Origin of the sequence: Aequorivita lipolytica (genome assembly GCF_007997135.1) — a bacterium.
In the GTDB taxonomy this organism is placed as follows: domain Bacteria; phylum Bacteroidota; class Bacteroidia; order Flavobacteriales; family Flavobacteriaceae; genus Aequorivita; species Aequorivita lipolytica.
Map to the genome: position 1 here is coordinate 284,259 of NZ_VORU01000004.1, position 13,692 is coordinate 297,950.

Consider the following 13,692-nt stretch of genomic DNA (forward strand, 5'->3'; position numbering starts at 1 on the left):
ATATGTTTTTAATGAGCTATAAGATACAGAGCCTAGCTGAAGAACAACAGAACTTTAGCGTTATCTTAACTTCGGAAACTCCGCTGGATGCGCCTCGTGCATAATCTCATACACTCTTTCATAAACATCTTCCACAGAAGGCTTGGTAAAATAATCGCCATCCGTTCCATAAGGTGGACGGTGATCTTTAGCGGAAAGTGTTTGTGGTTTACTGTCTAAATATTTGTAGCCGCCCTGTACTTCCACAATCTGATTCAATATATAAGCTGAAGCGCCGCCCGGAACGTCTTCGTCAATAACTAGAAGTCGGTTGGTTTTTGCAACACTTTTAACCATATCTTGGTTTATATCTAAAGGAAGCAACGATTGTACATCAATTATTTCGGCATTTATTCCTGCTTGTTGCAGCTCTTTTGCGGCTTCTTCTACAATTCTAATCGTGCTTCCGTAGGAAACTAAAGTGATATCGGTTCCTTCTTTAATAGTTTCAACTACGCCGATTGGTGTTTTAAGTTCGCCTAGATTGTTTGGCATTTTTTCCTTTAAACGGTAGCCGTTCAGACATTCTATTACCAATGCAGGTTCGTCGGTTTCAAGCAATGTGTTGTAAAATCCTGCGGCCTTGGTCATATTTCGTGGTACTAGAATATACATTCCGCGTAGCAAATGAATCAAACCGCCCATTTGCGAGCCGCTGTGCCAGATACCTTCCAGTCTGTGGCCACGGGTACGAACAATTAGTGGAGCTTTTTGGGTTCCGTTGGTTCTGTAACGTACCGTCACCAAATCGTCACTCATTATTTGAAGGCAATATAATATGTAATCTAAATACTGAATCTCTGCAATAGGGCGCAAGCCGCGCATCGCCATCCCAATTCCTTGACCTAAAATGGTTGCTTCACGAATTCCGGCATCGGCAACCCTTAGCTTGCCGTACTTTTCCTGCATACCTTCCAAGCCTTGGTTTACATCACCAATCTCCCCACTGTCTTCTCCAAAAATTAATACATCTGGATGCTTGTCGAAAATAGCATCAAAATTGTCACGAATAATTACACGGCCATCCACTTCTTCTGCATCATGAGCATAGGAGGGAAGTACCTCTTTAATTGTCTTGCCATTTTCCACAGCTTCGCTGTAAAGATGTGCGCTGTATTTGGGTTGGATTGTTTCAAAATAATTTGCGATCCAATCCTGAAGTTGTTTCTTTTCAGAAGATTCTTCGCCTACCACAAAGCGCAATGCTTTACGGGCGGAGGCAAGAATATTTCTGCGCGATGGCTCTTTTTCCGAAGCCAATTCGTTCTTTAATTTTTCAATGAAATTTTTGTTTGCACTATTCTCTGCTAAATTTTCGAGCAATAAAACCGCTTCTTCCTGCTCTTTTTTCTGAGGTGCTACAAAAGCATCCCAAGCCGCTTTTTTACCGTCGCGAACTTTTTTCTTTATATCCTTTTCTATTTCAGCCAAGGTTTCTTCTGTGGCAATGTCGCTGGTAATCATCCACTCGCGCATTTTCACGTTACAGTCATTTTTTGCTTCCCAATCTAAACGCTCTTTACTTTTATAGCGTTCGTGTGAGCCGCTTGTGCTGTGACCTTGAGGCTGTGTTAATTCATTAACGTGAATGAGAACGGGAACATGCTCTTCGCGTGCAATTTTTGAAGCACGGTTATAAACTTCAATAAGCTCTGGATAATCCCAACCTTTTACGCGGATTATTTCAAATCCATTTTCATCTTCAGTTCTCTGAAATCCTTTTAATATTTCTGAAATATTTTCTTTGGTTGTTTGGTATTTTGCGTGAACGGAAATTCCGTATTCATCATCCCAAACGCTCATTACCATTGGTACCTGCAATACTCCAGCTGCGTTTATGGTTTCCCAAAACAGCCCTTCGCTGGTACTTGCATTTCCAATGGTTCCCCAAGCAACTTCATTTCCATTAATGGAAAAATTTGTTTTATTTTCAATTCCTTTTACATTTCTAAAAATCTTGGAAGCCTGTGCCAAGCCCAACAAACGTGGCATCTGTCCAGCCGTTGGTGAAATATCGGCACTACTGTTTTTTTGTTGTGTAAGGTTTTTCCAGCTACCGTCCTCATTAAGACTGTGGGTTGCAAAGTGACCGCCCATCTGTCTTCCGGCGCTCATTGGGTCTGCTTTAATATCTGTATGCGCATAAAGCCCTGCAAAAAACTGTTCAATAGTGAGTTTGCCGATTGCCATCATAAATGTTTGGTCGCGGTAGTAACCACTACGCCAGTCGCCATTTTGAAATGCTTTTGCCCAGGCTAGTTGTGGCACCTCTTTTCCGTCACCAAAAATTCCAAACTTTGCTTTCCCTGTAAGTACCTCACGACGGCCCAAAAGACTACACTCACGGCTGGTGACAGCAATCTTATAATCGTTTAAAACTGTTTCTTTGAAATCGTCAAAGGAAATATCGCTATTGGTCTTTGGGTCTGTGTGCATGAATTTGAATTTTAAGATTACAAAAATAGCGAAATTGAAGGTGGTTCGCAATGATAAATTGAGTATAGGGAATTTTAAAAGATAAGGCTTTTTATAATGCTATTTTGCTTTTAAAGGAATGAACTTCACAATCAGTAACCTAAGTAGTAAAATGAACGGAAAACCGTGAAGTAATACGTCAAACCAATCTGCGCCCTGCATTCCTTCGGCACCACCGGCAATCCATTTTACCTTTCCCCAAATGTGTGGCTCAGGGAAAAAAGGAGCTAGACCTAGTGTGAGGCAGAGTAGAAGGATGATGCGCCAGTTGTTTAGTAGTTGCATTTTTTTAATGAATTTGAAATTTTGAACAGATCAATACCATCTCCTCGTAAACAGACTAAGCAAAGTTTTGGGACTTAAAGTTACTATAAACCGCACCTTTTCATCATAATGTGGCAGATTTGGTTCAAAGCCCAAATTTGAATAGATGGGGAAATACAGCTCAAAATAATCTGCAACCAAACTAAGACGAATCCCGCTGTCAAATACGGCATTTACTCCGCGCTCTTTGTTCGCTACGAGGCCTACATCTCCATAAGCGTAAATCCATTTCCAAATGTTGGTGCTGGCATTTGCGGTAACCATCCAACTGTTTGCATAGGCCGGTTCCAATTGCGATTTGAAACCACCTTCGGCAATAATTAATTGTTGGCTGAAAAGCCCAGAATCTTCACTACGACCATAATAATTATAATCAAAGAGGTAATCGTTGGGACGGTCCAGTGCAAAGCTGAAAAAGTCTTCATTTTCGCGAGTATCATTAAAAAGAAACACGCCAGCAAAAAAACGAAGGTTCAATTGGCGATTGCTCAAGAAGAGTTTCCTGTATTCAAGATCCACGGAAAGTTTGCTGAATTTTGAAGAAATTTCATAGTCCGCTACACCCCTAAAATAATTAATAAGGTTAGGGTTTGAATACACATATTGCATATTAAACACACTATAGTTTGGCTCCTGCAAAGGATTATTGGGATCTTCGTCTTGATAAACATTTACGTTCCGCAGGTTTATAAATTGCTTTTCATTATCCCTCAAATCCTCATTTCGGAAAGCAAAAGTTATGTAGGGTGTAAATCTTTTATAAAACAAACCGCGGTCGTAAGAGTAGTAATTTCCCGAGAACCCGTAGCGCATTGCGTACAGATTTGCCTGATCCATAGTTTGGGTATAGCTTATAGAAGCACTTCCCACGAGGGTCTTGGAACGAAAACCAAATTGAGGTTCCAAGCTGTAGTGGATGGCCTTGGGAAGAACTGTTTTATTGTAAAGCCTTAGCCCAGCCGAAACACCATCGTAAAGATTATACTCAAAGATTGGCATAAAGAAAAATTGGGTGTAGTTGGGGTCTTCCACATCTTGAAAAAGACGAAACTGAAGGGGTTTGTTCAGTAAGCCCTTTACCGCTTTAAAGTTGTTTCTTCGGTTGTATTCAGGTATTCTTCCTTCGTAATCCAGGGCAAGTTTTCTTATATTTTCAGCAGGAATGGTAATAGATGTTATGCTGTCCACCGGTTTTGTCCACGTTTTATAGACGATTTCATCTTTGTTGAGACCGTAGATTGATATGGGCAATTCACTCTGTCTATTGTTTTTAATGAAAACCTTTAGTGAATCGCCTTTCTTTTCAACCTTTTTTATTTTGAAATCGATTGTTGTGCGAGAATCGGCAAAATCCTCAAAAAACCAATTAACAGGCAATTCAGTATTTTTTGATAACAATGCTTCAAAATCTGAAGAGTTTATAGGCCTCAATTTATTTTCGGCATAAAACTCTTTGATAGTATTATTCAAGGTTGCACCGCCCAAATAATCATTCAAATAGCGCAAACCGCTTGCCCCATAATAACCGTTGGCAATGTTCATATTGAATTTTAACAGGGAATCTTTTGGGGTAGTTAGGGATTGGTGAATATTACTGCGCGCCATATTCAAATAAAGAATTGGGTATTGATCGTTAAATTCCAAATCTGCAGCATGTGCCCAGCGAATAATCCACCAATCACTCAGATTGCCTATTATCTTCATTTTTGGATAATAGGTATCCACATATTCCATCATTAAATAAATCTGTAAGGCATCTTGTAGCCAATAATCACTGCGTGAATCTAAAATAATAGTGTTCTGAATATAATTTCTTGCAATGGTTTTTAATTGCTCCATGTCATATTCAAAACCGTCCGGAAAGGGGCTAATAAAACGAGGTAGCTGATTAAGGCCGTAAACTGGATTTGTTTTATAATCGGTTTCACTGATTAACATTTTTTCAAATGGATAGGAGCCAAGTCTGTCATCTAGAAAATGGACAATCCTATCAATCATCAAGGCCTGCACTGGCGGATTTACCTTGCTGTTCTTCAAATTGGTTACAATTTGAAGTTTATCCGTTTCAATGGTTTCAAAATACGGGTTTACTTCAAGGTATAATATGGCGCTTGTACGATCTTTCCCCTTAAGTGTTACGGTCTTTTTATTTTCTGAAATAGTTTCTTCAACTAAATTTAAGTCAGAGTTAACTGAATAGTGTTTGGGAAGATGAAGAGCAATTGAAAATTCTGAAGGAGTTAAATAAAGGTCGTTCGTGTTTTTATTACTATAAACACGCCATTCACCGTTATAAACTGCTGGGGCGATGTACCAATAGCGCAGCATATAATTTGCCTGTTTGTCCACGCCATAACGTGTAAATTTACTATCTGGAACTTTAACGGTATATTCTAAATTAAAGGTATAGCTCTTGCCAGGTAATACTTCATTGTTCGGAATGATTCGCAAAATATCTACCGCATCGCCACGCTGCCATTGTAGTGATGTTCCAGAATTAGTATAAATTTTTTCAATGTTTGTTTTACCGCGATCTTCTTCTTTTTCAAAGTGAAAGGAGCTATCATAGTTTTCTGCGAAGCGCTTGCCCAACGGGCTAGTTTTGGTCGAGAAACTATTGGCCCAGTCAAATAGATAAAGCTCTCTTAGCGTATCTGCCGAAGTATTATTATAAGTTATTTCCTGCTTTATTGAAAGCGATTTTTGTCCGGGGTTTAAAGTGGCATCAATATTTATAGTGTGCTGCGCCGTTACTTGGACGGCCAAACAAAATAGGAGAACGGATATTATTCTTTTTACTATCAAAAAGTTTTAACGAATTTAAAAGTGGGTGAGCCTGGAAGGTTTGTTTTTAAGTAATAAACACCGCTGGCGAGTTGGCTGACGTCTATTGAAATATATTCTGAACTTTCTGAAGTGAATTCCAAAAGTCTTTGTCCGAGCGCACTGTAAATTTCAAACGAAATATTTTCTGAAAAATTTGAATCTAGCCGAAGATTTAATTTATCGGTGACCACAGTATTTTCAACAACCACAGCATTCTTCACTAAAAAATCATCATTACTTAAAACAATCTCTTTATTGGTTTCTAGATTCATTACAATAGGAAGGTGGTCGCTCATATTGTAAAGATTATTGCGCAGTGCTTGGCTGAAATATCCCGAGCAGTCGGTGCTATTTATATTATTATCATAGCAATTGCCGTTGTTTCCGAAAGATTTGTAGGTGCCTGCAATGTATTTCAACTTAGGATCACTTTGCATATTTTGCGACATTACTATAAAATCAAACCTATCATCCAACCCACCGCCAGCTCCTGCACCGAAAGGACCTGAGCTTATGCGGGTGCTTTGTGAATGTATGTCTTGAAAATTAATATTGTTGTTCCAAGAACCTGGCCGGTCTATTGGGTCCACCATTATGATAGCATTGGTAGGATCCAATAATTCCTGATAAGCCGGTTCGCTAGCGGTATAAAGATTGAAATCTCCCGCAAAAATTATAAAGGAATTTAAATCTAAAGTTTCAAGTCTATTTGTAAACTGTTGCACCATTTCCAAACGCAATTGTTTGTTTGCCGAACCTTGGCTCGATTTTAAATGGGTTACAAAAACTTCAATAAACACGGGATCAGTTTGCTGGTCTGTCGTGCTAAGTCTTAAAGTATAATGGTTTATATCGCGAACGGGCGTTGGCAAAACTTCGGAAGCTACCAAGGTAAACATGCCTTTTCTATAGAAAATTAATTGTTGATGATCCGGATCGCCAGATTGGCTGGGCTCAAAGGGAGCCATAACGTAATTATTTCCTTCGTCGTTGAGCGATGAGTTTAAAATAAGACTAGCTCCCGCTTCGCTTTCCAGTTCACAGACCATAAAAATATCCGGTTCGTATTCGTCAAAAATATTTTGTAATAACTGCGCTCTATTCGGAGGAAATGCGGAAGGAAATTCCAACAGATTGTAAACCATAGTTTTTATCGTTCCCTGAGCGTTTATGCTGAGGGAGCTAATTATAAAAACAAACGGCAATACTTTTTTAAACATTCGGAAATTTCAAAAATTAAAAGTTCGGACTTAAGTTGTATTCGTTATAGAAATCGTTTAATATCTGAAGCACTTCATCTTCAGTATCAACCAAGTGAACCAAATCTAGATCCTCGGCATTCACGTTATTATTAGCTTGCAAGAGCGTGGTTTTTATCCATTCAAAAAGACCGCCCCAAAATTCGCTTCCAACCAATATTATTGGGAATTTATCAATTTTGTGTGTTTGGATGAGCGTTAGTGCTTCGAAAAATTCGTCCAATGTTCCGAAACCACCGGGCATTACCACAAAGCCTTGTGAATATTTTACAAACATTACCTTTCTCACAAAAAAGTAATCAAAGTCAATGCTTTTATCGCTATCAATATAGGGGTTATCGTGCTGTTCAAAAGGAAGGGTAATATTTAGGCCCACCGAAGTTCCACCGGCCAAATGCGCACCTTTATTCCCAGCTTCCATAATTCCTGGTCCACCGCCGGTTATAACCCCATAGCCGTTCTCGGTAATTTTTTTGGCCACGTTTTCGGCAAGCTTATAATATTTATGGTCGGGTTTTGTTCTGGCAGAACCAAATATGGAAACACAAGGCCCAATGCGGCTCATTTTTTCGTATCCATTTACGAACTCTCCCATGATCTTGAAAATTGCCCATGAGTCATTCGTTTTTACTTGATTCCAGTTTTTCGGTATTTGTTCGTCTCTCATTAATCAGTTGTCTGTTGTCGGTTATCTGTTGTTAGTTGTCTGTAGTAAGTTTTTTTTCAATTCTTTACCTTTTAGCACCCGTTATTCAGCACCTAAAGTAATTCTTTTTTGAGGAACCTTGCTGTATAGCTTTTTTTGTTTTCGGCTACTTCTTCTGGCGTTCCTAGAGCCATAACTTTTCCGCCCTCTTTTCCGCCTTCGGGACCTATATCAATAATATAATCCACAGTTTTTATTACGTCCAGATTGTGCTCTATTATCAATACTGTATTGCCTTTGTCGGCTAGTTTATTCAGTACAACCATCAATACGCGGATGTCCTCAAAATGAAGTCCCGTTGTAGGTTCATCCAAAATATAAAAAGTATTTCCCGTATCGCGTTTGGATAGTTCAGTAGCCAGTTTTATACGTTGTGCCTCACCGCCAGAAAGGGTTGTGGATTGCTGGCCTAAGGTAATGTAACCCAAGCCCACATCTTGTATGGTTTTTACTTTTCGATAAATTTTCGGAATGTTCTCAAAAAAGGCGGATGCTTCATTGATGGTCATTGCCAAAATATCGTAAATAGATTTTCCTTTGTAACGTATTTCTAAAGTTTCTCTATTAAAACGTTTGCCTTGGCAGGTTTCACATTCCACATATACATCGGGTAGAAAATTCATTTCAATAACCCGTAAACCGGCACCTTTACAGGTTTCACATCTTCCGCCAGCAACATTAAAGCTAAAACGACCAGGCTTATAGCCTCTTATCATAGCCTCAGAGGTTTTGGCGAAAAGATTCCGAATTTCTGAAAAAACGCCCGTATAAGTAGCAGGATTGCTTCGCGGCGTTCTGCCTATTGGCGATTGGTTAATATCAATTACTTTATCAATATTCTCAAGGCCAACAATTTTTTTGTAAGGCATCGGTTTTTTTACACCGTTGAAAAAATGCGCGTTCAAGATGGGGTAGAGGGTTTCGTTGATAAGCGTAGATTTTCCGCTGCCCGAAACGCCGGTAACGCCTATCATTTTTCCCAATGGAAATGCAACCGTTACATTTTTTAAGTTATTTCCCGAAGCACCTTTTAGCGTTAGTGTTTTACCATTTCCTTTTCTGCGATTTTCGGGGATTTCAATTTTTCTTCTACCGGTTAAATAATCTGCGGTAAGCGTGTCGTGCTGCTCAATTTCCTTTGGAGTACCTTCAGAAACAATCTCGCCGCCGTGTTTTCCAGCTGCGGGACCAATATCAATCACGTAATCGGCACTCTCTATCATATCTTTATCGTGCTCAACTACGATTACCGAATTGCCGAGTTCCCTTAACTGTTTCAAGGAATAAATCAATCGCTCATTGTCGCGCTGGTGCAGACCAATACTGGGCTCATCTAAAATATAAAGCACACCAACCAACTGCGAGCCTATTTGTGTTGCCAAGCGAATTCGTTGTGCTTCACCACCCGAAAGCGATTTTGAACTTCGGTCCAGAGCCAAATAGGTAAGCCCAACATCTACAAGAAACTGAAGGCGCGTTCGTACTTCTTTTATAATTTCCGAAGCGATTTTTAGTTGTGTTTCCGAAAGGTTTTTTTCGAGATTAGCGAACCATTCAGATAGCTCAACCACGTCCATGTGGGCGAGTTCGGCGATGTTTTTTCCGTTTACTTTAAAATAAAGCGACTCTTTCCGAAGCCTTGTTCCACCGCATTCGGGGCAAGGAATTTTATCCATATATTCCTTTGCCCAACGTTTCAGGGATGTGGTTTCGCTGGCATCGAACGTGTTTTGAATAAAGGTAGCAACGCCTTCAAAATCTATTTTATAGCTTCGGGTGATGCCAAGTTCCTTTGATGCAACATCAAACTTTTCATTTCCACCGAAAAAGATAACGTCCTTTGCTTCCTTTGGAATACCTTCAAACGGATCACTCAATTTAAAATTAAAGCGCTCAGCAATCAGTTCAAGTTGCTTGAAAACCCAATTGTTTTTCTGAGGACCGCGAGCCGCCAAGGCTCCCTGTTTTATGGAAAGTTTAGGGTTGGGAACCAGTTTATTCAAATTCACTTCATAAAGCTTCCCAAGCCCTTTGCAGTTGGGGCACATTCCTTTCGGAGAATTGAATGAAAAATTGTTCGGTTCTGGGTTTGGGTATGAAATTCCGGAAGAGGCACACATCAGCGAACGGCTGAAATAGCGCGCTTCATCTGTATCGTTATCCAAAACCATCAACACATCATCACCGTGGTACATTGCGGTGTTTATGGTTTCGGAAAGTCGCTTATTGTTATCGCCCTTCTTCGCCAGGGCTTCGGAGGGTGAAAAAACCTTTAATCGATCAATTACAATTTCAATATCGTGGGTTTTGTAACGGTCAACTTTCATCCCTTTCACAATATCGCGCACTTCACCATCTACCCGTACTTTTAGAAAACCTTGTTTGGCGATCTGCTCAAAAAGCTCTCTGTAATGTCCTTTTCTGGAACGGATTACGGGAGCGAGAACACTCACTTTTTTATCGGCGAAATCTTCAAGAATAAGTTGTTTAATCTGTTCATCACTATAGCTGACCATTTTTTGACCAGTATTATAGCTGTATGCGTCACTTGCACGTGCATAAAAAAGACGGAGAAAATCGTAAATTTCAGTAATTGTACCAACCGTAGAGCGCGGACTTTTACTTGTAGTTTTTTGCTCAATGGCAATTACGGGAGAGAGGCCTTCAATTTTGTCAACATCTGGCCGTTCCAGACTTCCCAAAAACTGACGGGCGTAAGCTGAAAAGGTTTCAATATAACGGCGCTGCCCTTCGGCGTAAATAGTATCAAACGCCAAAGAGGATTTCCCGCTGCCGGAAAGCCCTGTAATTACTACTAATTTTTCTCTCGGAATACGAACGTCAATGTTCTTTAAGTTGTGGACGCGTGCGCCCAAAACTTCTATAAAATCCTCATTTTTTGACATAGCTTGCAAAGGTACTCAATTGATTGGAAATTAAAGAACGCGTGCCATCTCACGGATGTTAATTTTTGTTGAAAAAAATGTTCCTTTTATAAACTTATGAATTCACTTCTTTTGAAAGAAAAACATGAAAGGTAAGCGCAATGTAAAATATAGTACTAATTACAATTGAATAGCCAATAATTATTGCCAATGCTGAAAAACTGAGCATTAAATATGTGATCGGGAAGAGGACACCGAACACTATCAACAAGAAAAAAACGACGTATAAATAATAAATTAATCGCGGCGTTTTTCGTTTTATATGCACTTGAAATTGGTAAAGTTTCGGGATTACATCTTTAGTCATATATTCCCAGAGTTTTGAAAAGAAAACTTCATTAAACGATGAATTCTCAAAGACCTCGTTATCTATCGTGTTGGCAAGGGTTAATATTTTTTCCTGATGGCGTTCAAAAACGGCTTCTAGGTTTAAGGATTCTTTGTAGTTGCCGAATTTGTACCCAAAAACATACCATAGCCCCGAACCAGATTTATTTTCAACCCATTTTTCAATAATGCGGTAATTATAAAAAATAGGATAATTTATGGTTTCTGGAATGTGTTTTTCTTCTGGGCTCGTCATCAATAAGGACTTCATTTCCAAATAAACATTTTCGGTTTCCCCATAATGGTGCGTTTCCTGAAGAAATTCAATAGCAAGTTTTGATTTTCCTTTGTAAAATTCCTTAACATCAAAATAGGAAAGGTCTGCAAAATCCTTCTCCATATATTCTTTCAGTCCGGAAAGCCAAATGTTTGAGTTGAACAAGAGTTCCGCAATCGTCCGGAAATTGTGCATTTTTTGGGTTGTCTTGCTAATCTTACCTATTATTTTAGCCTTATGTGATTTTTGGTTCATTGCGGAAGTAGCCAGAAAAACCATTAAAATTGCAGCTAAAACACCACTAATGCCAATAAAAATGGAGGTCAGTTTTTTTAGATTTTCCTCAAAACCAAAAGTGTTTTGATATTTGTCATAAAGCAGAAAAATTAATCCTACGCAGATTGCCCCACTTATCACCAAAGCGATAATGGAGTACAAATCCTTAAACGAAGATTTATTTCCCATAAAATAAAAATGCCACGAATGGCGCTGAACTATTTTTTAAAGGATTTTTACAAGAAGAAATTTTGCCATAAAAAAAATATTTTTTACAGTAAAACGTATTTTTAAAATGAAAAATATATGTGCTCCGCAGTAGTGAAAACTGACTGGCATTATCAATAAATCAATCTAAATTTCTCTAAAATCCCAGGTTAAAACGCTCAAATCTAATTCTTTTTATCGCTGACGAGTCCAGCTTTCGATATAATGCAGAAGATTTCGTTTAAGGGTGAAAAAGTTTTTAAATTTAATAACCTATCGCGGAATCATCACCGCGACTATCAGCACCACCTTCAAGTTTGCCGTTGGGAAGTTTTAAAATGGCATCCACTTTACCAATGATTGGGTCGGTTTCAAGATTTTCTGGATAGCCTTTTATTTTTAGATTTTCAATTAAATCTTTAGAAAATCTTTCAAATTCATACCGAATAGCATCCGGCAGCCATTGATGATGAAACCTTGCGGCATCAACTGCTTGTTGCATATTCATTTCAAACTCGTACACGTTTAAAATAGTTTGCGCTACGGAAGTAATAATGGTAGCGCCGCCGGGAGTGCCCACAACCATCCAAAGTTTTCCATCTTTTTCAACTATTGTTGGCGTCATGGAGCTGAGCATTCTTTTTTGAGGTGCAATGGCGTTTGCTTGCCCACCAACCAAACCATAAACATTGGGTTCGCCGGGCTTAACACTGAAATCATCCATTTCATTGTTTAAAAAGAAACCGAGTTCGTTTACAAATAATAAGGAACCAAATGATGAATTGAGTGTAGTTGTTACTGAAACAGCATTCCCAAAGGAGTCAACAATTGAAAAATGAGTTGTTTCAGGGCTTTCATAACCTATAATTACACCTGGTTTTATTTCAGAAGAAGGGGTGGCGTTTTCAAATGAGAAGTTTTCCATCCGTTGGGAGAGATACGTTTCAGAAAGTAAGGAATCTGCTGGGTTGTCAACAAAATCTGGATCACCCAAATAATAGCTTCTATCTGCGTAAGCACGACGCTCGGCTTCAGCCAAAACTTGAATGTATTTTTCGGAATTATGACCATATTCTGAAATAGGGAAGGGTTCCACCATTTTTAGAATTTGCGCCAAACAGATTCCGCCGCTGGATGGCGGTCCCATTGAAATAATATTTAAATCTTTATATTGGAAGACAATGGGATCGCGCCATTGTGCTTCATACGCATCTAAATCTTTTAGGGTAATTATACCACCTTTTTCTTTCAGAAATGCAACTAGTTTTTTTGCTGTTTCGCCACTGTAAAATTCGGAGCGTCCGTTCTTTGAAATACGCTCCAATGTATTTGCCAAAGCTTCGTTTTTAAGCGTATCGCCAGCTTTTAAATTTTCGGAATAAAGAATTGTTTCGCCGTTTACTTTTTCAAAATCGGGTTTATATATTACCAAATCTTCTGCTTCGTGCTTCGTGATTATATATCCTTTTTTGGCAAGTTCAATTACGGGTTTTAAGATAACTTCCATTGGTAAGCTACCGAATTTTTCGTGCATTGCAAACATACCGGCAACTGTTCCCGGAACTGCTACAGACATTGCGCCAACCGAACTTTTATCAGGAATAACATTTCCATCTTTATCCAAATACATATCTTTTTTAGAAGCTATTGGGGCTTTTTCACGATAATCTAAAGATCCAATTTCGCCAAATTGTGTTCTGTACACCATAAATCCGCCGCCGGCTAAATTGCCTGCGTTGGGGTAGGTTAATGCTAAAGCCATATTGGTGGCAATCACTGCATCAAAAGCATTGCCGCCCATTTTTAGGATTTCGGCACCTATTTTTGAAGCTTCCGCTCTTGCAGAAACCACCATCGCGCTGTCGGCAATTACGGCTTGTTTTATTTCTACTTTGGCTTTTTCAACTGGAGTTTGCGCTTTGGGTTTTTCTTTGCACGACAATATAAGAAGTAGAATAAGTAGGTAATATGTTTTCATCTTTATAGGTTTTTATTTTTTTTATATTTCCAATAAATATTGCACGGCCGTTC

At 39.0% G+C, this 13,692-nt stretch carries 8 protein-coding genes; all 8 read right to left on the reverse strand.

What is annotated here, in order from left to right; genetic code table 11:
* Positions 1 to 60 precede the first annotated feature (60 nt).
* Positions 61 to 2,475 carry an alpha-ketoacid dehydrogenase subunit alpha/beta gene (locus ESV24_RS07500; protein WP_111815821.1) on the reverse strand — a complete coding sequence of 805 codons (2,415 nt, stop codon included), beginning with the start codon at positions 2,473 to 2,475 and terminating at the stop codon, positions 61 to 63.
* 99 nt (positions 2,476 to 2,574) lie between these two features.
* Positions 2,575 to 2,799 (reverse strand): hypothetical protein, encoded by a 225-nt coding sequence (locus ESV24_RS07505; protein WP_111815765.1) that lies wholly within the window; start codon positions 2,797 to 2,799, stop codon positions 2,575 to 2,577.
* Between the two features lie 30 nt (positions 2,800 to 2,829).
* Positions 2,830 to 5,643 carry a gluzincin family metallopeptidase gene (locus tag ESV24_RS07510; RefSeq protein ID WP_111815766.1) on the reverse strand — a complete coding sequence of 938 codons (2,814 nt, stop codon included), beginning with the start codon at positions 5,641 to 5,643 and terminating at the stop codon, positions 2,830 to 2,832.
* The gene (locus ESV24_RS07515) at positions 5,640 to 6,884 is read right to left on the reverse strand and encodes a T9SS type A sorting domain-containing protein (RefSeq protein ID WP_111815767.1); all 1,245 of its coding nucleotides are present in this window, start codon (positions 6,882 to 6,884) and stop codon (positions 5,640 to 5,642) included. The genes ESV24_RS07510 and ESV24_RS07515 overlap by 4 nt, the downstream gene beginning before the upstream one ends.
* 16 nt (positions 6,885 to 6,900) lie before the next feature.
* Positions 6,901 to 7,590, reverse strand: coding sequence for an LOG family protein (locus ESV24_RS07520; protein WP_111815768.1), 690 nt, complete (start codon positions 7,588 to 7,590; stop codon positions 6,901 to 6,903).
* 92 nt (positions 7,591 to 7,682) lie between these two features.
* The gene (gene uvrA, locus ESV24_RS07525; RefSeq protein WP_111815769.1) at positions 7,683 to 10,535 is read right to left on the reverse strand and encodes an excinuclease ABC subunit UvrA; all 2,853 of its coding nucleotides are present in this window, start codon (positions 10,533 to 10,535) and stop codon (positions 7,683 to 7,685) included.
* A gap of 94 nt (positions 10,536 to 10,629) precedes the next feature.
* A complete protein-coding gene (locus ESV24_RS07530; RefSeq protein ID WP_111815770.1) occupies positions 10,630 to 11,643 on the reverse strand; it encodes a hypothetical protein in 1,014 nt (337 codons plus the stop codon).
* 283 nt (positions 11,644 to 11,926) lie between these two features.
* Positions 11,927 to 13,639: a gamma-glutamyltransferase gene (ggt, locus tag ESV24_RS07535; RefSeq protein ID WP_111815771.1), complete on the reverse strand. Its 1,713-nt coding sequence runs from the start codon at positions 13,637 to 13,639 to the stop codon at positions 11,927 to 11,929.
* Positions 13,640 to 13,692: the final 53 nt, after the last annotated feature.